This is a genomic window from Bremerella sp. P1 (genome assembly GCF_028748185.1).
Classification (GTDB): Bacteria; Planctomycetota; Planctomycetia; order Pirellulales; family Pirellulaceae; genus Bremerella.
In genome coordinates, this window is sequence record NZ_CP118164.1 from 897,217 (window position 1) to 916,971 (window position 19,755).

The 19,755-nt window shown below is 55.2% G+C and carries 18 protein-coding genes; 13 read left to right on the plus strand and 5 right to left on the minus strand.

The features are described 5' to 3' along the window. Positions 1-21: 21 nt before the first annotated feature. The 5 genes from PSR63_RS03755 (at position 22) to PSR63_RS03775 (ending at position 6,358) form a co-directional block, all read left to right on the plus strand. Positions 22-3,186, plus strand: a complete 3,165-nt coding sequence (locus PSR63_RS03755; protein ID WP_274330876.1) for a tetratricopeptide repeat protein — start codon at positions 22-24, stop codon at positions 3,184-3,186. Between the two features lie 80 nt (positions 3,187-3,266). Then, complete coding sequence (locus PSR63_RS03760) at positions 3,267-4,283, plus strand: tetratricopeptide repeat protein (protein ID WP_274330877.1); 1,017 nt, start codon at positions 3,267-3,269, stop codon at positions 4,281-4,283. Positions 4,284-4,529: 246 nt separating this feature from the next. After that, positions 4,530-5,342 (plus strand): MotA/TolQ/ExbB proton channel family protein, encoded by an 813-nt coding sequence (locus PSR63_RS03765; protein WP_338000663.1) that lies wholly within the window; start codon positions 4,530-4,532, stop codon positions 5,340-5,342. Positions 5,343-5,387: 45 nt separating this feature from the next. Further along, positions 5,388-5,837, plus strand: coding sequence for an ExbD/TolR family protein (locus PSR63_RS03770; RefSeq protein WP_274330879.1), 450 nt, complete (start codon positions 5,388-5,390; stop codon positions 5,835-5,837). Positions 5,838-5,854: 17 nt separating this feature from the next. Next, entirely contained in the window at positions 5,855-6,358 is a 504-nt protein-coding gene (locus PSR63_RS03775; protein ID WP_274330880.1) for an ExbD/TolR family protein, read from the plus strand. Between the two features lie 34 nt (positions 6,359-6,392). Here PSR63_RS03775 and xerD read toward each other — a convergent pair whose 3' ends face one another. Continuing rightward, positions 6,393-7,334, minus strand: a complete 942-nt coding sequence (gene xerD, locus PSR63_RS03780) for a site-specific tyrosine recombinase XerD (RefSeq protein WP_274330882.1) — start codon at positions 7,332-7,334, stop codon at positions 6,393-6,395. A 181-nt stretch (positions 7,335-7,515) separates the two neighbouring features. Here xerD and galE point away from each other — a divergent pair, with 181 nt between their 5' ends. From galE to PSR63_RS03800, 4 genes are all read left to right on the plus strand, one after another. Further along, a complete protein-coding gene (gene galE, locus PSR63_RS03785; protein ID WP_274330884.1) occupies positions 7,516-8,499 on the plus strand; it encodes a UDP-glucose 4-epimerase GalE in 984 nt (327 codons plus the stop codon). A 38-nt stretch (positions 8,500-8,537) separates the two neighbouring features. Then, entirely contained in the window at positions 8,538-9,758 is a 1,221-nt protein-coding gene (locus PSR63_RS03790; RefSeq protein WP_274330886.1) for a 1-acyl-sn-glycerol-3-phosphate acyltransferase, read from the plus strand. Positions 9,759-9,836: 78 nt separating this feature from the next. After that, the gene (locus PSR63_RS03795; protein WP_274330887.1) at positions 9,837-10,859 is read left to right on the plus strand and encodes a 3'-5' exoribonuclease YhaM family protein; all 1,023 of its coding nucleotides are present in this window, start codon (positions 9,837-9,839) and stop codon (positions 10,857-10,859) included. 114 nt (positions 10,860-10,973) lie between these two features. After that, entirely contained in the window at positions 10,974-12,266 is a 1,293-nt protein-coding gene (locus PSR63_RS03800; RefSeq protein ID WP_274330888.1) for a GGDEF domain-containing protein, read from the plus strand. Positions 12,267-12,275: 9 nt separating this feature from the next. Here the strand turns inward: PSR63_RS03800 and prmC are convergent, their stop codons facing one another. The 4 genes from prmC to PSR63_RS03820 all read right to left on the minus strand — a co-directional run bounded on the left by prmC (position 12,276) and on the right by PSR63_RS03820 (position 14,912). Next, positions 12,276-13,157, minus strand: coding sequence for a peptide chain release factor N(5)-glutamine methyltransferase (gene prmC, locus PSR63_RS03805; RefSeq protein ID WP_274330889.1), 882 nt, complete (start codon positions 13,155-13,157; stop codon positions 12,276-12,278). Between the two features lie 51 nt (positions 13,158-13,208). Continuing rightward, positions 13,209-14,285, minus strand: coding sequence for a peptide chain release factor 1 (gene prfA / locus PSR63_RS03810; protein WP_274330890.1), 1,077 nt, complete (start codon positions 14,283-14,285; stop codon positions 13,209-13,211). Positions 14,286-14,416: 131 nt separating this feature from the next. Then, entirely contained in the window at positions 14,417-14,647 is a 231-nt protein-coding gene (gene rpmE, locus PSR63_RS03815; protein ID WP_144971358.1) for a 50S ribosomal protein L31, read from the minus strand. Between the two features lie 127 nt (positions 14,648-14,774). Next, complete coding sequence (locus PSR63_RS03820; RefSeq protein ID WP_274330891.1) at positions 14,775-14,912, minus strand: hypothetical protein; 138 nt, start codon at positions 14,910-14,912, stop codon at positions 14,775-14,777. 133 nt (positions 14,913-15,045) lie between these two features. Between PSR63_RS03820 and PSR63_RS03825 the strand changes: the two genes are divergently transcribed. The 4 genes from PSR63_RS03825 (at position 15,046) to PSR63_RS03840 (ending at position 19,651) form a co-directional block, all read left to right on the plus strand. Continuing rightward, a complete protein-coding gene (locus PSR63_RS03825) occupies positions 15,046-17,256 on the plus strand; it encodes a cation:dicarboxylate symporter family transporter (RefSeq protein ID WP_274330892.1) in 2,211 nt (736 codons plus the stop codon). A 133-nt stretch (positions 17,257-17,389) separates the two neighbouring features. After that, the gene (ubiE, locus tag PSR63_RS03830; protein WP_274330893.1) at positions 17,390-18,100 is read left to right on the plus strand and encodes a bifunctional demethylmenaquinone methyltransferase/2-methoxy-6-polyprenyl-1,4-benzoquinol methylase UbiE; all 711 of its coding nucleotides are present in this window, start codon (positions 17,390-17,392) and stop codon (positions 18,098-18,100) included. After that, positions 18,097-18,750, plus strand: coding sequence for a UbiX family flavin prenyltransferase (locus PSR63_RS03835; protein WP_274330894.1), 654 nt, complete (start codon positions 18,097-18,099; stop codon positions 18,748-18,750). Before ubiE ends, PSR63_RS03835 begins: the two co-directional genes overlap by 4 nt. Then, entirely contained in the window at positions 18,743-19,651 is a 909-nt protein-coding gene (locus tag PSR63_RS03840; RefSeq protein ID WP_274330895.1) for a UbiA-like polyprenyltransferase, read from the plus strand. The genes PSR63_RS03835 and PSR63_RS03840 overlap by 8 nt, the downstream gene beginning before the upstream one ends. Positions 19,652-19,755: the final 104 nt, after the last annotated feature.

Genomic DNA, 19,755 nt, shown 5'->3' on the forward strand with positions numbered 1-19,755 from the left:
TTGTCTTTGAGGATAACATCAATGCGGATTACCAAGCAGATTTTGCTCGCTACCGGCCTTCTTTTGGCGTTCTCGTCGGTGACGACGGCCAAAGAACCGTTCGACGAATTCTTTAATGGGCTCTTGCAGCGCGGGTACCACGAACAAGCGATCTGGTACATCGAGTCGATGGCCGACAATCCAGGTCTGTCGGACGACGTCAAAAAGACGCTCGACTATCGCAAAGCACTTGCTCAAATCGAATCGGCTCGCCGTAGTGCGAATCTAGACTCGCGGGAAGCACTGCTGGTTGCCGCCGGCGATAACCTGGCCAAGTTCCTCAAAGCCAGCCCTCAGAGCGATCGCGTGATCGATGCGACCATCCAACGCGGCAACGTCCTGTCAGACCAGGCTCGCTTGGCCGAAGCCCGAGCACGTCGCGAAGAAAAGCCGGCCGACAAGAAGCCTTTTTTGGACACGGCCCACACACGCTATGAAGAAGCACGAAAAGTCTTTGAAGACGCCAACAAGCAAATTCGTGAAGCGTTGACCGCCTTGCCCAAGGTGCTCGATCCTTCTAAGGACGCTGCGAAAATCACCTTCCGTGATGAAATGCGAGCCTCCTACATTCAAACGCAGTTGTTGGCATCCAATTGCCTCTTCGAGATGGCTAAGACCCTTCCCGAAGATAACCCCGATCGCAAGAAACAACTGGAACAAGCGGCGAAGGAATTCGGCGAAACGTACAGTAAGTACAAGTCGCGTCTAGCCGGCTTGTATGCTCGCTTGTATGAAGCTCAGGCTCAGCAAGCCTTGGGCAAACAGAAAGAAGCCATCTCCATCTACGTCGACGACCTGATGCTGTTAGGCGATCAGCCTGAGCAGTTCCGCCAAGTCAAGCTCAAAGCGGCAATCGGCTTGGCTGAGATCTGGATGGCGCAAGACGAACAAGCGAAAGTCCTCAGCGATATCGCACCGTGGCTGGCAGATCAACAACTGCGAGCCAACCAGGAACGTGACGAAGATTGGCTGAACATCAAGTTGATCGTCGCCAAGGCCTACAAGAAGGATGCTGACGGGCGAGACAACAAGGATAAGAAGCGGGGCGAAAATCGCCGCGAGGCATTGAAGCTGGCCGTCGATGTTGCCAAGTACCCCAGCGAGTTCCAGAAGGAAGCCTTGCAGATTCGGACCGACCTCCAAGGGGAAGATGCCGTTGCCCAAGATGAAACGGAAGCCAAAACCTTCCAGGAAGCCGTTACCGCAGGCCGCGACCTGATCAACGAAGCCAATACGCAAAGCTTCGCTGTGAAGAAGATGGAGGCCGACATGAAGGCCGCCAAGGACAAGGCCACCAAAGATCAGCTGGCCAGCCAGATTGAAGCGGAACAGAAAGTCGTTCAAGACACGTTCAACCAGGCGGAAAGCAAGTTTCAACAGGCCCTGCAACTGGCCGATCGCGATACGCCATCCGACGAAGTGAACGGCGTGCAGTACTTCCTCTCGTTCCTGGGCTTCCAGGATGGTGATTACTGGCAGACCTACGCTCGGGCTTCCTTTGTCGCTCAGCGTTATCCGAACAGCCCTAGTGCCAGACCATGTTCCAAAATGGCTTTGGCTTGTGCTCTGCGATTGTTCGAGGACGCGCCGGCCGACGATCGTGCATTCGAGTTGGGCCTGGTTCAAAACACGACCGACTTCATGGTCAAAACATGGCCTGATTCCGAAGAAGCCGGCCAGGCATTGCTGGCGTTGATTGGATTCCAATTGCAACAAGCCGGCTCCAAAGAGCTTTCCTGGGAACAACAAAAAGCCATGCTGGAAGCCGCCGAAAAGTCAGTCGCCAAAATTGGTGACGGAACGGCGGCGAAAGCGGATGCTCAGTTGAAGGTTGGGCAAACGTACTGGAATCTCTTTCTACGCGGCAACGCACTACGCCGCGAAGCCAAAGAGAATCCAGATGCCATGGGCATTCCTACTGAAGAACAACTGACCGCTATCAAGGATAAAACGCAGAGTATCCTCTCGGCTGGTGTCGATTCGTACCAAGGTGATGACCCCGATTTCAGCTATGTCCTCGGGGCGTTGTCCCTGATCCAGGTCTACACCGACATCGGCGAACCTGAAAAGGCGGTAGCGCTACTGGAAAAGAAGGACGTCGGCCTGATGGGGCTGGTCGAGAATAAGAACCCAGCCGCCACACGGCCTGGCATCGACCAGTTGATCTACAAGGCAGCCGTTCGTGCCTACATCTCGGCACTTCCCAATACGACCGATTCTTCCAAGACCGAAGCGTTAATGGCTAACGCTGAGAAGGCCATGGCTCAACTTAAAAGCCTGGTTGGTAACGATGCCGATAGCCAGAAGCAGTTGGTTGCCATTTACATCTCGCTGGCCAACGATCTGAAAACCCAGCTCGATAATGCGAACCCGAACTCGAAGGTAGCACTGGCAGGTGCGTTCGAGAAGTTCCTCAATCGCGTCGCCGAATCGAGCAACGAGCCGAACGTGCTGAACTGGGTTGGCGAAACGTTCTACAACTTGGGACAGAGCTTCTCGGAAGATCCAACTTTCACTGGAGACACCAAGAGCTTCTACAACAAGGCGATCGCTGCTTTTCAGCAGATTATCGACAAGTCTGGCAGCGGTTCGCTGAACCCAGCCCTGGTCCAGCAAGTTCGAGTTCGTATCGCCATGGCTCAGCGTGAAATCGGCGAGTACGAACAAGCCATCGCAACCTTCACGGATGTGCTGAAGGAAAAGAACATGATGGTCAACGTTCAAGTCGAAGCCGCAAAGACCTACTACATGTGGGGCCTCAACGGAGGAGACTCGAAGACGTTCTATCAATCGCTGATGGGGGCCGAACCCAATCCAGAAACCAAGCAGAATGTGATCTGGGGATGGGGTCGCTTACAATCCATTTTGGCACGCTACGCTCAAGCAGGTGCCGATCCTTCGCCGTTCAAAGAAACGTTCTTTGAATGTCGCTATTACCTGGCAGCCTGCCGATACCAATTCGCGTTGTCTCAATCGAGCAACGATAAGAAGGATCAATACCTGGCCGCAGCCGCCAAGGATATTACCTCGACCCAATCGTTTGACCCCACCTTGGGCGGCGACGAGTGGTTCCAGAAATTCGATACGCTCATGCGAAAGATCCAAAAGGACCTGACCGGTGAGGCCAAGGGCCTGGAAAAGTCGTAGCCTTGGCTTTTCGGTACATCAGGATCTCTTTTCCCAAACTATTCACGTAAATAATCGATCTACTCGAGGAGTGATAAACAATGCGTCAGATTCTCTTCCAAGCCGTCACCATGGCGCTCATCGCCGGTGGACCGCTGCTGGCCGATTCGGTTCGCACCGAAAGCGGCGCTCAAACGGGCACCATTGTTGGCGCAACCAAGGATGCCGTCCAACTGAGCAAGGGAGGCTCGAATGTTGAGATTCCCACGAACGAGATCGTTGAAATCTCGCTCGACGCAGAACCGTTCGACGTGAAGACTGCCCGCCGTATGGTTCAGAACGGTCAGTTCGCCGATGCGATCGACAAACTGCAAGGCGTCGAAGGTGGCAACAACGAACTGGTCAAACAGGAAATCGATTTCCTGCGGGCTTACTCGATGGGTAAGCTGGCCTTGGCTGGTTCGGGCGATCGCGACAAGGCCTCTCAGGCACTGCTGGGTTTTGCGACCAGTTCTTCTAACAGCTTCCACTTCTACGATGTTGCCCGGATGCTGGGTGATCTCGCCGTGAGTGGTGGCGACTATGCTTCGGCGGCCAAGTATTACGGTGGTCTGAAATCGGCTCCTTGGCCCGATTACCGCATGTCCGCCCAAGTCCTTGCGGGACGTGCATTGCTGGCCCAGGACAAAACGGCTGAAGCCATCGCTAACTTCGATGAAGTCATGGCGGCCAACGCAACCGTTTCGGGCGCTGCTCGCCAGAAGAGCTTCGCCGCTGTCGGCAAAGCCAAAGCCCTGGCAGCCAGCGGCAAGCCTGCCGAAGGTATTACGCTCGCGCAGAAAGTGGTCGATAACGCCGACCCAGATGATAAGGAACTGTTCGGTCGCGCCTACAACGCACTGGGGCTGTGCCATCTGAAACAGAGCAATGCGAAGGAAGCGTTGTTGGCTTACCTGCACACCGATATCCTTTTCTACACCGACCCGGAAATCCACGCGGAAGCGTTGTATTACCTCGCCAATATCTGGAAGGACCTGAACGATCCCGATCAGGCCACCGATGCACGAAACCTGCTCAATGACCGCTACCCCGGCAGCATTTGGGCTAATCGGCAATAATTCACCCAGGTTGGTGCGATTAAAAGGGAGAGTTTGCCCAAAAACGTCGGCAAACTCACCGTGCAGATGCTTTTCGCGGGGAATTTACCCAACTAAAATACGAGTCGATCTCGTCCGACTTCCCCTCGAAACAAGACCTATTCTTTCACTCGTTTGTGGGTACAAGAGCAGGTCAAACTCGTTTCTTATTGCTTAACCAAACCACCAAGACATAGCTCAGATATTCGCCAAAGTCTGGAGAACCCAATGTTGCGTCGATCTCAAGCGTTTTCCCTTTCCCTCTGCGTGGCTTCTGTGGCCTTGATGTTGGGTATTTTTCTGACCACTCAGGCAGTCACCGCTCAAGATGCGGCGGCGGACGCCGAGCCAGCTGCTGCCGAACCCGCCGCAGCGGAACCAGCTGCAAATGGAGAAACAGCCGCTCCAGCTGAAGCCCCCAAGACGGTCTTCGAATGGGTTTACACTTCGCTGAGCTATTACTTCTGGATCTTCATGATCATTTCCATCGTGTTCGTTGCCTTGCTGGTGATGAACATCATGAACGCCCGCCGCGAAAACGTGGTTCCATTGGCCCTGGTGGAAAGCTTTGAGGCCTGCCTGGAAGAAAACCAGGTCCAAGAGGCTTACGACATGGCAAAGGAAGACGAGTCGTTCCTCGGCAAGGTTCTTTCGGCTGGCCTGGAAAAGGTCTCGCAGGGCTACGACAAAGCCATTGAAGCGATGCAGGAAGTGGGCGAAGAAGAAAACATGAAGCTTGACCATCGCCTGAGCTACTTGGCCCTGATCGGTACGCTCAGCCCGATGATTGGCTTGTTCGGTACGGTCGACGGGATGATCAAGTCGTTTAGCGTGATCGCTCGTAGTGGTGGTACGCCGGACGCCTCGCAGCTTGCCAACGGTATTTCGACCGCTCTGTTCACCACGCTCGTTGGTTTGGCATTGGCCATTCCTGCGATTGCCGCCTACAACATCCTTCGCAATCGAGTCGATCGCCTGGCATTGGAAGTCGGTATCACCGGCGAAGGCCTGATGAGCCGTTTCCAAAACGTCGGCAAGTAAGCTCCCTCATTTCCATGTGATCTCTTTCGCGAAAAGATGTAGCTAATGAAGATCAAGAAGAAGAAACGGGAGATGCTCGAGGGGGACCTTACCCCGATGATCGACATGACGTTTCAGTTGATCGCATTCTTTATGGTGCTGATCAACTTTACCCAGGCCGATCAGAACAAAAAGATTCAGCTCCCGCAGAGTGAACTGGCGAAGCCGCCGGAAGTTCCCTTCGAAAACGCCATTACCCTGCAGATGTACCAGGATGGTCTGGCATATTTCGATGGCAACGACTACACCATGGATGCGCTGCGGCAACGGTTGGTCGTCGAAAAGCAAATTGCCGACGACTTCAAAGCCGACATAGGTGGTGCCAAGAGTGTGACTGTTATCATTCGTGGTGACGGCCGAGTGGCGACCGGCAAAGTGCAAGAGATGATCAAGCTTTGCCAGGATGTCGGCTTTGAAAAGTTCGCCCTCAGGGCTAAAGAAGAAGCTCCCAACTAAGGTATACGGTTAGGTTCATGAAACTTCGCAAGAACGAAGTCCACGGACGCGAAAAGATCGACGTGCCGATGACACCGATGATTGACATCGTGTTTCAGCTCCTCGTCTTTTTTATCATGACGTTCAAAATCGTCGCGATGGAAGGGGACTTCAACATCAACATGCCACAGGCAGCGGCAGGTGCCCCGAGCACAAGCCTTCAGGTTCCTATGAAGCTGAAGCTGCGTGCCGGTCCGAATGGTGCCCTGCAATCGGTGGCACTCAACAACACGTCCTTCAATGGAAGTGCCCGAGAAAAGTTTGCCCAACTGCAGGATGCCATCGTCGAGCAAATCGGTGTCGCAGATGGCCCCAGCTCGGCACAGGAAGAATCGGAAATCGAAATCGATGCCGATTACCAACTTCAATACACCTACGTCATTGAAGCCATTACCGCCGTCACTGGTCGGATTGACCCCAAGACTGGCGAAGTGCAGAAGCTGATCGAGAAGATCAAGTTCGCACCCGGGGCTGGCGGTTAAATCGCCTCGCCTCGCAACTAGACGCACGCAAAGTTCACGCTCGCGGATGAAACGCGGCGTGAACTTTTTTTAGGCGCGTCTGATCGACGTGCGTGTAGATTTGGGTCGTCGCGATGCTCGCGTGCCCCAATAGTTCTTGAACTTGCCGCAGATCAGCACCGCCGGCCAGCAGATGGGTGGCGAAGCTATGCCGTAGTGTATGCGGACTGACGGCTGGGTCGATCCCGGCACGGCGGGCATACTTCTTCACCAGTTCCCAGATCGCTTCACGCCGCAAGGGCCGACCCGTTCGGGTCAGAAAGAACGCTGGCGAGTCGAAGCCTCGGGCAGCCAGCTTGGGACGTTCTTTTTCTAGGTAGAGCCGACAGGCAGCAATCGCCTTCTTGCCAAGCGGAACGATCCGCTGCTTGTTCCCTTTCCCGTGCAGCCGGCAATGCCCTTCGTTTAGGTGAACGTTCTTTGCATCGAGGCCCGCGATCTCGGAGGCTCGGCATCCACAAGCATATAAGACTTCCAAGATCGCCCGATCCCGCCGCCAGTAAGGATCTTCGCTCCAGGGGGCCGTCAGAAAGTCATCGATCTGATAGGGAGGGATCACAGACGGGATCTTCTGCCATAGCTTTTGGCAGCCCAGCAGTTCCGCCAGGTTGTCCTGCATGACCCCTTCTAGCTGAAGGTAACGGAAAAAGACCTTCAGCGAGATGATGTGCCGGGCAACGGATGCGGGAGCCAGGTTTTGCGAGTGGAGCCATGCCACGTAATCGGAAAGCTGGGCAATGGTTAGCGTGGTGGGATTTTTGGGCCCCAGCCATGTCCGAAATCGTTGTAAATCTCGCGAATAAGCTTGGATCGTATTGGGCGACAGATGACATTCGGTGGTCAAATACGTCACCATCGACGCGATCAGCCGTTCCGTTCGTTCCCCTTCGGGTTGGGGCAGCGGCCGTTTGAGTTTTAGTTTTAATTTTCGGGGCATCGAGATCCCAAGCTATTTTTAGGAGAGACTATCCACCGTATAGGTGTTTTCGGCATTCGACTGGGGCCGTCGCACGTTGCTGACGAAGATTCAGGTCGTATTGATCGTAGGGACGCAATGCGACAGAATCGTGGCAAATGCGGTCCCGGCATTTTTGGTTAAGGCATTCGAGGAAAAGAAGATGCGCGTTCTTGTCACTGGCGGAGCAGGCTACATCGGTTCGCACACAGCCCGAAAACTGGCGGCTGAGGGACATGACGTTGTGGTCTTCGACAACCTGTCCGCTGGTCATCGCGGCGCAGTCGGCAAGTTTCCCCTGGTGGTCGGAGACCTCCACGACGGCGAAAAGCTGACCACCACCCTGAAAGAATACAACATAGAATCGGTGATCCACTTTGCTGCGTTCGCCCTGGTGGGCGAATCGGTCACCAACCCAGCCAAGTATTATCAAAACAACGTGGTCGGCACGCTGAGCCTGCTCGATGCGATGCGGGCTGCTGACGTGTCACGGATTGTTTTTTCCAGCACGTGTGCCACCTATGGTATTCCGGCATCTTCGCCGATCGACGAAAGCTTTCCGCAGGCACCCGTGAACCCATATGGCTTCACCAAATTGGCAATCGAACAAGCCTTGCAGGACTATGCCCATGCCTATGGGATGGCGTTTGCGGCGCTTCGCTACTTCAACGCGGCAGGGGCTTCGCCAGAAGGGGATATTGGCGAAGACCACTCGCCTGAGTCGCACTTGATCCCTTTGGTCTTGCAGGTCGCTTTAGGGCAACGTAAGTCGATTAGCATTTTCGGTGACGATTACCCCACCGACGACGGGACCTGCATCCGCGATTACATTCATGTCGACGATCTGGCCGACGCTCACTTGGCGGCCATGCAGCAGATTTCGTCGGACAATTGCCTGAAGCTCAACCTGGGAACGGGGCGCGGAGTCAGCGTTCAGGAGATCATTCAGGCCTGCCGAGAAGTCACTGGCATGGATATTCCTGCAGAAATTGGCCCCCGACGCGAGGGAGACCCCCCTGCCCTGGTAGCCAACGCCGATAAGGCCCATAGAATTCTTAATTGGCAGCCAAAGTACATGGACGTCCGCGAAACGATTGAAACTGCCTGGCGATGGCATCAATCGCATCCTCACGGATTCGCCCAGTAGCAGAAATGCGGTGAGTCCGAAAGGATTTCCGCGAACCCATGCAGAATATCATCATTGAAAAGCCATACCGATTTGTTCCGCCGCATCGCGGAACTCGCTGGCCTGCGTTCATCCAAAAATTCAATCTCTACGGAAAGTACCTCCAGCACTTTGAAGGCGTTAAGTCTTACGAGGTCCGCAACGCAGATCGACTGAAGAAGTCACTGGATGCCAAGCACGGTATTCTGTTGGCTCCCAATCATTCCCGCATGTCCGACCCGTTGGTGCTCGGCTTTCTGGCCAAAGAAGTCGACTGCAACCTCTACTCGATGGCCAGTTGGCACCTGTTCAACCAGGGATGGTTCAAGGCGTGGGCCATTCGCGTGATGGGTGGCTTCAGCATCTATCGCGAAGGGGTCGACCGAAAGTCCCTGGCAACAGCCGTTGATGCCATGGTCGAGGCCGATCGTCCGCTGGTCGTTTTCCCCGAGGGCTCCACGACTCGCACCAACGATCACCTGCACGCGCTTTTGGACGGAGTAGCCTTCGTCGCACGTTCGGCCGCCAAGCGACGCATCAAGGAGGGGCGCGGCGACACGGTGATCCATCCGATCGGCATTAAGTACGTCTTTCAAGGTGACATCGATGCGACGGTCCGCCCCGTGCTGCACGAGATCGAACAACGGCTTGGCTGGCGAACCTCGGAGGAACTTCGCCTGCTCGAACGCGTCGAACGCATGGGCGAAGGCTTGTTCGCACTGGAAGAAATTCGTTACGCGGGACGTGCCTACTCAGGCGACGATATGGCTACTCGCACGTCGCGATTGATCGATTGCATCCTGCATCCACTTGAGAAAGAGTGGCTGAAGGTCGAATCGACTGGCAATATCTTGCCGCGAATCAAGGCCCTTCGCTCGCGCATGCTGCCGGATATGATCGAAGGGAAACTCTCGCCTGAAGAGCGTTCGCGTCGTTGGATGCAATTGGAAGACATCTACGTCGCGCAGCAGATCTCGTGTTATATCCCCAATTACCTGCGAGACTATCCGAGCATCGATCGCCTGCTGGAAACGGTCGAGCGGTACGAAGAAGACCTGAAGGACACCACAACCGTTCATGGAGCGTTAAAGGTAATCATCGACGTCGAAGAACCGATTTTGGTCACCGATGAACGACGCCCCAAGGGAGATGAAGATCCGCTCATGTCGCAGCTACGCGACCGTCTTCAGGCCAAGATGACCGAACTCTCCAAAGAATCGAAAATCTACGGTTCCGAGTAATTTGGTTGGAATCCGCCAAGCCCCCTAATAAGATGGGACCAGCCACCCACCACCAGAGGACTACTTGGGGGACGTCCAGTGAACCAGGTCGATCGCTTAGCAGAGCTGCGGCATGGCCAAGAGGCCGACTTCTTTGCTCAACTTTTTCAGAAGGACCTTCGTCTGACACGACAGGGGCGTCCCTTCTATCTTCTCGAGTTCCGGGATCGCTCTCGCAATATCGCAGCGACAATCTGGGAAGGCTCAAGCCACGAGTCGGCTTGCCGCGATCAATGGACGGTCGGACACTTCTACAAGATCCGAGGCACGTTCCAAGAGACGATTCACGGTGGCAAGATCGAGATCAAGCTCCTTCGCCCCGTGGAACAAGGCGATCATGAAAGTGGCTTCGATCCCGCGACATGCCAACCATCATCCGAGGCGGATACCCAAGAGTTGTTCGACCGCGTGTTGGATTTGGTCGATCAAGAGATCGATACTCCGGAGCTTCACTCCCTAGTCACAACCATTCTAGAAACGAATCGCGAGCGTATTGAAACGCTGCCTGGTGCCCTGCATCACCATCATGCGTATGCCGGCGGATTCCTGGAACACATCTACAGCGTGACCCAAAACGTTCTGTACTTGCTGAATACCTACCGTGGGCAGCATTCTTCGCTTCGCGAACCGATCACGCGGCAGTTAACCATCGCAGGTGCCCTGCTGCACGACATCGGTAAACTAGCCGAGTTGGATGGCGAGGTTGCCAACACTGCCTATACGCCGGAAGGTGAGTTGGTAGGGCACATCGTTTTAGGACGCGACCTGGTACGAGACACTGCTCGCGATCTTGGCATTGAACTCAATTCGCCGTGGCTGCTTCGCTTGGAACATCTGGTTCTCAGCCACCAAGGAACGGCCGCCAATGGAAGCCCCAAGGCACCCATGACTTGGGAGGCCAACTTGATCTACTGGGCCGATGAACTGGACGGAAACATCTTTCGTCTGGCCAAGGCCTGTCAGCAGCAGGATGACGGGACCCCCTTCGTGCCTAAGAGCAACCCGTTTGGGCGACGTGTCTATCGGGGGGATTTGCCCTCGCAACCGGAAGACCCGTCATAGTCGTCAAAATATTTCTTCTGCGTTTTTCGACAACCATTCACCGTAGCCTACGTTTACGTGACCCATCCAACGGTTGGTTGGTAAGGGGTACACAAATACACTGGGGCTGACTGGATGTTTCTGTTTCTGCTGCTGATGATTGGAGCCAATCTGTTGATCGGATTCTGCGCCGCCGTGCGCGTCCGTCAGTTGATCCAAAGCCAACCTTCCATCGTCGCAGTCGAGACCGAAGAAGTCTTTCTCAACGATTTCGAGAACCAGGCGGCTGCTGACGAGAACACCGATGCAGCCAAGCCAGAGCAACCGCAGCCGGAAGCCGAAGAAGTCATCCCATACGAATACCTTTCCGCCCTGGAAGAAGAGTCCGTCGTCGCCAACAGCCTGGTCGAAGCGTCAGCCCAAGTTCTTCGCCTGGAAGTCGGCAAGTATCGAGCTCGGCTGATCGAAATTGAGAACAAGCTTCGCGAGACGTGGTACCAACCGACCGAAGATGCCCTGCACGAAATTGCCGAGCAGCTGGATACGGTCAACATCGATTGGCTCGACAAACAAGCAGAAGCCGCCCAGCACCTGGACAACAGCCAGTCAGGCCTCGGTGCCTATAGCGATATCGGCAGCCGTCTCTGCGATACGCTGTTCGAGCAAACGGCCCAAATCGAAACCACGCTTAGCAACCTGCAGCAGATCGATTTCCAAGACAACCTGAACGATGTATGTCGCAAGCTGGTATTGGAAATCGCTCGACTGGTCGATCTATGCCATGATCTGCGTGACAAGATGACCGAAACGATCGTCACCGTCTTGCGAGCCGAGAAGCGCCTGGGCACGGTCGACAAAGGCATGAAGTTCGACTCGCTAACTGGCTTGAAGAATCGCACAGGCCTTGAATGCCAGATCTTTGAGTGGTGGCGAGATGACATTCGTCGAGAACGCGCGTTGAGCCTTGCCGCGGTCGACATCGACGAGTTTCGCAAGTTAAACGAACGCCTCGGGACGGAAGTGGGTGACATGGTCATCGGCTCGGTCGGGAAATACCTTGCCGACTGCATGCGAACAGAACGCGGCTTTGAATATGCCATGCGTCTGGAAGGTCAACGATTCATGCTCTTCTTCGGCGATGTCGGCCCTCGCGGGGCAACCAGCGCCGTTGAACGTATTCGTCAGACAATTGACGGAACGTTCTTTGAGTACGATGGCGAAGAACTCGAAATCAGCGTCAGTGCCGGCGTCACGGAAGCTAAGCCTGACGATACCGTCCCTAAGCTGTTCACGCGAGCGATCACGTCCTTGCGGACGGCGAAAAAGAATGGCCGCAATCGCACGTTCATCGACGAAGGCCAGGGCCCCAAGCCAATCGATCCGCCGACCTATCAGATTCGCGACAAGGTCATTACGATCGGCAAGTAGATCGCGATGTTAAGCGGCCTTCTTGGCAATCAAATATCGATCGAGCTTCGCCAGGTCTTTACCAATCGATACCTTCTCGTAGAACCCGGTCGCTTCGGCCATCTCGGCAACGCGTTTAGCAACCATTGGACTGAATTCCAACAGCAGCCATCCATCGGGCTTCAGATAGCCGGCAGCTTCTTCCAAGATTCGCTTGAGAACGGCGGTGCCTTCCTCTTCAGCGAACAAAGCAACGTGCGGCTCATGCTCGATCACATGGGCATCCATCAAGGGCCGTTCCGATTGGGCGATGTAGGGCGGATTGCTGACGATGACATCAAACCGGGAACCACTGGGCACCGCCTGGAACAGATCGCCGACGGCAAACTCGAGTCGCTCGCTCACGCCGTGTTTCTCGGCATTTAGCTTCGCGACGGCCAACGCCTTGTCACTGATGTCGGTTGCCAGCAAACTTGTGTGCTTAAGCTGTTTGGCAATGGTGACCGCGATGATCCCGCTACCGGTTCCGATATCGAGAATGCTGACCGACTGATCGGCCGAACGCCCCTTGAGAAGATCAAGCGTTTCGATCACCAGGTGCTCGGTCTCAGGCCGCGGAATGAGAACGTCCGGCGTGACCATGAATTCCATCGAGTAGAACTCACTGGTCCCCAGCACATAGGCGACCGGTTTGCCGGCGGCTCGCTGCTTGACCAGTTCTCGAAACTTTGCACGCTTTTCTTCGTCTACGACTTCCTCGAACCGGGCATAGAGCTGAATCTTGGGACAACTCAGGGCATGGCCTAGCATCAGTTGAGCTTCGAGCCGAGCCTCTTCGCTACCCTTCGATTCCAGGTACTCCGTCGTCCAATTCAAGAGACGGCCAATCGTCCATGGTTCGGCAGTCGACATGCGGGCAAATTCGCCTTGAAGAAAGGGTTGGGACCGACGGCAGTTCGCGGCTTAGTCGAGATCTCCCATCTCGCCACGAAGCTGCTCACGATCGTGATCGATCAGCGCGTCGATGACTGGCTGCAAATGACCGGCCATCACCTGATCGAGCTTATATAACGTCAAATTGATACGGTGGTCGGTAATGCGGTTTTCCGGGAAGTTGTACGTGCGGATACGCTGACTTCGGTCACCAGACCCGACGAGGCTCTTCCGCTCGTCAGCACGTTCCTTGGCTTCCTTCTCACGCTGGCTATCGTACAGCTTCGTCTTCAACAGACGCAGAGCTCGATCCAGGTTCTTGTGCTGACTTCGTTCTTCACAGCACTGAACGATGATGCCTGTTTCCTGGTGAATCAGACGCACGGCGGATGCCGTCTTATTAACATGCTGCCCGCCGGGACCGCTACTGGCCGCGTAACGCTCGACCGTGTAGCTATCGGGGCTGAGATCGAATTCCACTTCTTCCGGTTCGGCCATCACGGCGACGGTTGCCGCCGAGGTGTGCACGCGGCCCTTGGTTTCCGTTTCCGGAACGCGTTGGACGCGGTGGCCGCCACTTTCGTATTGCATCTCGCGGTAGGCACCTTCGCCGTGGACCGAAATGATCACTTCCTTGAACCCGCCCAACTCGGTCGGGTTGGACTCCATGATCTCGTATTTCCACTTCTTGGATTCGGCGAAACGCTTGTACATTTCATACAAGTCGCGAGCGAAGAGGGCTGCCTCGTCACCGCCGGTACCACCGCGAATTTCCAGGACAATCTTATCGCGGTCAGCATCCTCGCCACCGATGGTCATGTCCAAGAGGTCGCGCCAGATTTTCTCTCGCTTTGCCTTGAGGTCGACGAGATCCGCTTCGGCCAATTCGGCCATCTCGGCATCGTCCCCTTCCATCAGTTCCCGAGCATCTTCGATCTCTCGAACCACGTCCTTGAACTGACGATAGCGCGTGGCGGTACGAGCCAACGAACCGTGTTCGCGGGCAACGCTGGCCATTTGGGACGAGTTCGACAACACGTCCGGATCGCTCATTTGCTTTTCGAGAAACTCGAAGCGAGCAAGCTTTTCTTCCAAAATCTCGCGCATGAGAGGCTTCGTCCTGAGAGATAACCTGACCGATGGATTCCAACGTCAGGCCGATTGCGGGATTCTACGAAAACACGCGAGTCCCCAGTGCCAGGAAACTCGCGTGATGATGGCGTTCAAAATGGAAGAAGCTACTTCTTCTTTTTCTTCGACAGACTTGCGTAGTTGCCGGCGAACTTGTTCTTGAACTTCTCGATACGGCCGCCCGAGTCGACGAAGCGTTCCTTACCGGAGTAGAAAGGGTGGCACACGTTACAAACGTCGACCACGATTTCCTTGCGGGTGCTTCGCGTGGTGAACGAGTTGCCACAACCGCATTTCACTACGGTTTCGTTGTATTTGGGATGGATGTTTTCTTTCATTGACCTTCACTCCGTGGCAAGTTCGCGGACGAGCCCTGCGCCGGTCCGTTCCCTTGATGTGCTGGAAAACCTACGATTATAGAGCCGGCATCGACAATGGGCAATCGCAGATAGCACTGCTAAATCCTTACCCAGGCGCTTTTTCCCTCGCGATCACGCTTTTCGCTTCATCCACAGGCAAAGTGCCCATGTTGTCGGCATCCTTCTTCACGGCTGCCACCTCGCCACTATTCTTTCCAACCCACTCGTAATAAAAGACTTGCATCTATTCGCGAGGCTCGTCCACGGCATCCCGGCATGCATTATGCCTATTCCCAAAAGACGTGAAGAGAGGCTTCCCCTCGTAATGGAGATGAGGGGACCCAATAAAGTCCTGGAAATGAACCAAGACCCAGCTGATGAATGAACTAACATCGCCGAACGTCACGAAGCCAGAAGATGCCCAACCTAAGAAGAAACGGAAGTTCCGCTTAAATCTCTCGACGAGTATCCTGATCGGACTGACGCTGGGGATCCTCTGTGGAGTCTTTTTCGGCGAATCGTGTGCCTGGCTGGGCATAATCGGTCGAGCCTACGTCGGGCTGCTTCAGATGTCGATCCTCCCTTACATGATGGTTTCGCTGATCGGCGGCATTGGGACCTTAGTCGCCGCGAAGGCTATCCGCCTGGCACTGACCGCCGGCCTGGTGCTGCTGGGATCGTGGATCTTGGCGTTCATCTGCGTCTTTCTTGCCCCTTTGGCGTACCCCGTGGTGGAAGCAGGCTCGTTCTTCAGCCCGAGCATGACGCAAGTGAAAGAGATCGACTTCATCAATCTCTACATTCCCATCAATCCGTTTCGCTCGATGGCCGAAACGATCGTGCCAGCGGTCGCCGTATTCAGCGTGGTCGTGGGCGTCGCGCTAATTGGTATCGAAACCGATAAGAAACGAGTGCTACTCGACCTGCTTTCTGTCGCGTCGATGGTGCTCACCCGGGTTGCCGTGCTGGTGGTTCGCCTGGCTCCGTTCGGGCTTTTCGCCATCGCCGCAAATGCGGCCGGAACGATGACCATTCAAGAACTAGGACGTCTTCAGGTTTATATCGGCTCGTTCATCCTGCTGACGCTGCTGCTTACCTTCTTCGTCATGCCAGCCATGGTGGCGATCTTCACGCCATTTCGATTTGGGGATGTCCTGCGAGCATCGCGATCGGCAATGCTGACCGGCTTCGTAACCGGAAACTTGTTCATCGTTTTGCCACTTCTGATCGAACATGGAAAAATGCTGTTTGAACGCGCAGGACTTCGGACCGACGATACCGACAGCTACATCGAAGTGCTCATTCCGGTCTCGTTTAATTTCCCGAACCTGGGGAAACTGCTGACGCTTGCGTTCGTGCTGTTCGCCGGTTGGTATACCGGCAACCAAGTTGGATTCTCCGAGTACCCCACCTTCTCAGTCCTCGGGCTTTTCTCCCTTTTCGGCGGCGTCGACTTGGCCCTTCCGTTTCTCTTGGATCAGATGCGAATCCCCTCGGATACGTATCAACTTTACGTGGTAACTGGGGTCGTCAATGGATGGTTCGCCACGCTGCTGGCAACAATGAACCTGTTCGCATTCACCCTGATCGCCACGTCGGCCGCGACAGGCAACCTAAAGATCAAGCTGCGTCAGTGCGTGATCCTGGGCACTACCGCAACGGTGCTGACCGTCGCCGTATTGCTGGCCGCGCGTGTTGGGTTCAGTTCGATCATGGGCAAGTCAGACATCGCGCAAGAAACACTCATGCAGATGCAGGTGAAGTCCGATGTCGAAACGCGTGTTCTGCGTATCGCCAACGAGACGGAACCTACCACCGGCGAAGGATCACGGCTGGATCAGATCCTGAACCGTGGTGTACTGCGTGTCGGTTACCACCCCGACATGTACCCCTTCTGCTTCTTCAACGACAGCGATCAGCTGGTTGGATACGATGTCGCGTTGATGCACGAACTTGCATCAACGCTCGACCTGAAACTGGAGTTCATTCCCTGGACTTACGAAACGCGCGACGATCAACTGAAGAGCGGTCAGATCGATGTCGCGATCGGCGGCCTGATGGTGACCCCGGAGCGGCTCGCCCGCATGGCACTAACTGATTCTTATATGACCATCACAGCTGCGATTGTCATCGAGGATCACCGACGCGACGCGGTCGGTACCTGGGACGATCTACGAGAGCTCGACGGATTTCGACTGGCTGCCACTGGCCGGCGTCTTTCGCAGAATGTCAAACGCCACCTGCCAGAAACCGATGTCGTGTATGTCGACTCACCCCGCGATTTCTTTCACGAGCCGAAACAACCGTTCGACGCGATCTTAATGACCGCCGAAGGAGGATCAGCGTACACCATCTTGTATCCAGGCTACGACGTGGCGATTCCCAAGCCGCAGTTCAAAGGGAGCGTGGCCTTCGCGATCCCATCGGACGAGCGAGGACTCGAGAAGTTCTTCAATGCGTGGCTGGCCCTCCAGGAGACTAACGGGACCCTTTCCCGGCATTACGACAAGTGGATTATCGGCCAAGTTGCCAGCGAAGAGTCACCACGCTGGTGCGTAATTCGCGACGTGTTGCACTGGGTAGAATAAGCTTGGCCCCCGCATCCCAATCGAGGGGACGCACGGAAAATCGACGCCGGAGGCATGTTACCAAGCGAAACGATTTCCGGTAAATTAAATAGTTTACCCCGTTAGGCTTAAGACAATTCAGGCCCAAGCACGCATGGCGATCGACAAATCGGGAACACGCGTTCGGCAGATGTTCTCGGAAATTGCGGGCAACTACGACCGCATGAATCATCTCTTGTCGATGAATATCGACAAGTACTGGCGTTGGCGAACCGTTAAGATCGTCCCTCCGACTGGTGATAGCCCCATCTTGGATGTCTGCACGGGCACGGGTGATCTCGCTCTGGCTTACTACAAAGCCGCCGGCGGTAAGGTCCAAGTCGAAGCGACCGACTTCTGTCCCGAAATGCTCGAGGTGGGCGAGGTCAAGAAACAGAAGCTCGGCATCAACGGTCAGGTTCGCTTCCAAGAGGCTGACACTCAGCATCTTCCCTTTGAAGACGACACATTTCAGATTGTCTCGGTCGCCTTTGGTCTGCGGAATGTCGCCGATACCGATCTGGGTCTGAAAGAGATGGCTCGTGTTTGTCGGCCCGGTGGCAAGGTCGCCGTGCTGGAATTCTCGCAGCCCCGATATCAGCCGTTCCGAGGCGTGTACCAGTTCTACTTCAAAAACATTCTTCCCCGAGTCGGTCAGGCCCTGGCCAGGAACAAACAAGATGCCTACAAGTACCTGCCAGACAGCGTCGGTGAATTCCCCCACGGGGAAGCATTGGCCGAGCGGATGCGTGGTGCAGGCCTGAAGGATGTCTTCTTCAAGCCGTTCACCTTTGGTGTTGCAACTTTGTACGTGGGGACGAAATGAGCCTGCCCGTTGTCGTGGCAATCACCGGAGCAAGCGGGGCCGTCTATGCCCAGCGGCTTCTGAACGTGCTGCACCACAGTGGTTACGACGTACAGCTCTCGATCAGTCCTTCGGGAAAGATTGTGCTGCAGCAGGAAATGGGCATCCAGCTTGAACTCGACAATTTCGATCCCGAAACGATCATTCCACTGACGGTCGACGCGGAAGATAGGCGACTGCTGGAAACGATTGCTCTCAATCAGGCGACCAAGCCCGGCGACTTCCAGTATTTCCACTTTGCCAATTTCATGGCTCCGATGGCGAGTGGTTCGGCACGTTCGGCAGGCATGGTCGTCTGTCCTTGCTCTGGCGGCACCTTGGCCGGCATTGTCGGTGGGACGTGTACCAATCTCATTCAGCGGGCGGCCGAAGTCCATTTGAAGGAACGCCGCAAGCTGATCCTCGTTCCGCGCGAGACGCCCCTTTCCTTGGGCTACATCGATAATATGAAACGGGCGACCGAAGCAGGTGCCGTTGTCATGCCGGCCATGCCGGGTTGGTATCACGGGGTGAACTCACTAAACGACCTGATCGATTTCATGGTGGCCCGGATTTTAGATCAGTTGGAAATACCACACGCTTTGATGCAACGCTGGGGAGAAGATGCCTGAGCGACTTCGTCATATTCTGGAAATGATCCGCTTCAGCCATACGGTCTTCGCCATGCCGTTTGCCGTATTGGCGACGATCATGGCCTGGTGCCTGCCGGCTCCGGGAAGCGAAACGGTCACACTCACATGGCAAGCATGCCTGGGAATTGTGCTGTGCATGGTCTTTGCTCGCAGCGCGGCAATGGCGTTCAATCGGCTGGTCGATCGGAAGATTGATGCCGAGAACCCACGGACCGCCACTCGGCATTTGCCAGCAGGCATCCTTTCGGTGAAGAGCGTCATTTTGTTCACGGTCATTTGCAGCATCGGCTTTGTGGCCTCTACGCTATTGTTCTGGCCCAACTGGCTTCCGCTGGCGTTGTCGGTGCCAGTGTTGGCGTTTTTGTGCGGATACAGCTACACGAAGCGATTCACCTCGCTGGCCCACTATTGGCTTGGCATCTCGCTGATGCTTGCCCCCATTTGTGCCTGGGTCGCGATTCGCGGCGAAGTGGTTCTGGCCCATCCGGCCGATATCTTGCCAGCATTGATGCTGGGCCTGGGCGTTCTGTTCTGGGTCGCCGGCTTCGACATCATTTATGCCTGCCAAGATGCCGAATTCGACCGTGATGCCAAGCTTCGTAGTGTACCAGCTAAGTTCGGTGTACCAGGAGCTTTACGGATTGCCGCGGTCAGCCATTTTCTGGCTGTGCTGGCATTCGCTGCTCTGCCCTTCACGGCGTCGTCGCTGGGAATCATCTACTGGATTGGATTAGCCGCGGTGGCTGGCCTGCTGCTGTACGAACACGCTTTGGTTCGCCCTAACGACCTATCGAAGGTCAACCTGGCGTTTTTCAATGTGAATACGATCATCGGGATTGGAGTTCTGGCATTTACCAGTATCGATCTCCTTTGGAATTGACCCACCTTGCGGCGTGACGCCCAAATCGCGACCATAAACGTTAAGAATCGCGCCGGCAGTGCGGTTCCAACAACATAAGAACATTCGCCCCTTTACTGAGCCAA

Excerpts from the sequence above, each read along its gene's own strand:
- prmC (WP_274330889.1), bottom strand. The coding sequence starts at position 13,157 with ATGTCGACTGCCGAACCATGGACGATTGGCCGTCTCTTGAATTGGACG.
- PSR63_RS03765 (WP_338000663.1), top strand. The coding sequence starts at position 4,530 with ATGTTGCGTCGATCTCAAGCGTTTTCCCTTTCCCTCTGCGTGGCTTCT.
- PSR63_RS03790 (WP_274330886.1), top strand. The coding sequence starts at position 8,538 with ATGCAGAATATCATCATTGAAAAGCCATACCGATTTGTTCCGCCGCAT.
- PSR63_RS03820 (WP_274330891.1), bottom strand. The coding sequence starts at position 14,912 with ATGCAAGTCTTTTATTACGAGTGGGTTGGAAAGAATAGTGGCGAGGTG.
- PSR63_RS03800 (WP_274330888.1), top strand. The coding sequence starts at position 10,974 with ATGTTTCTGTTTCTGCTGCTGATGATTGGAGCCAATCTGTTGATCGGA.
- PSR63_RS03835 (WP_274330894.1), top strand. The coding sequence starts at position 18,097 with ATGAGCCTGCCCGTTGTCGTGGCAATCACCGGAGCAAGCGGGGCCGTC.
- PSR63_RS03840 (WP_274330895.1), top strand. The coding sequence starts at position 18,743 with ATGCCTGAGCGACTTCGTCATATTCTGGAAATGATCCGCTTCAGCCAT.
- rpmE (WP_144971358.1), bottom strand. The coding sequence starts at position 14,647 with ATGAAAGAAAACATCCATCCCAAATACAACGAAACCGTAGTGAAATGC.
- PSR63_RS03775 (WP_274330880.1), top strand. The coding sequence starts at position 5,855 with ATGAAACTTCGCAAGAACGAAGTCCACGGACGCGAAAAGATCGACGTG.
- xerD (WP_274330882.1), bottom strand. The coding sequence starts at position 7,334 with ATGCCCCGAAAATTAAAACTAAAACTCAAACGGCCGCTGCCCCAACCC.
- ubiE (WP_274330893.1), top strand. The coding sequence starts at position 17,390 with ATGGCGATCGACAAATCGGGAACACGCGTTCGGCAGATGTTCTCGGAA.
- PSR63_RS03825 (WP_274330892.1), top strand. The coding sequence starts at position 15,046 with ATGAATGAACTAACATCGCCGAACGTCACGAAGCCAGAAGATGCCCAA.
- PSR63_RS03760 (WP_274330877.1), top strand. The coding sequence starts at position 3,267 with ATGCGTCAGATTCTCTTCCAAGCCGTCACCATGGCGCTCATCGCCGGT.
- galE (WP_274330884.1), top strand. The coding sequence starts at position 7,516 with ATGCGCGTTCTTGTCACTGGCGGAGCAGGCTACATCGGTTCGCACACA.
- PSR63_RS03770 (WP_274330879.1), top strand. The coding sequence starts at position 5,388 with ATGAAGATCAAGAAGAAGAAACGGGAGATGCTCGAGGGGGACCTTACC.
- prfA (WP_274330890.1), bottom strand. The coding sequence starts at position 14,285 with ATGCGCGAGATTTTGGAAGAAAAGCTTGCTCGCTTCGAGTTTCTCGAA.
- PSR63_RS03755 (WP_274330876.1), top strand. The coding sequence starts at position 22 with ATGCGGATTACCAAGCAGATTTTGCTCGCTACCGGCCTTCTTTTGGCG.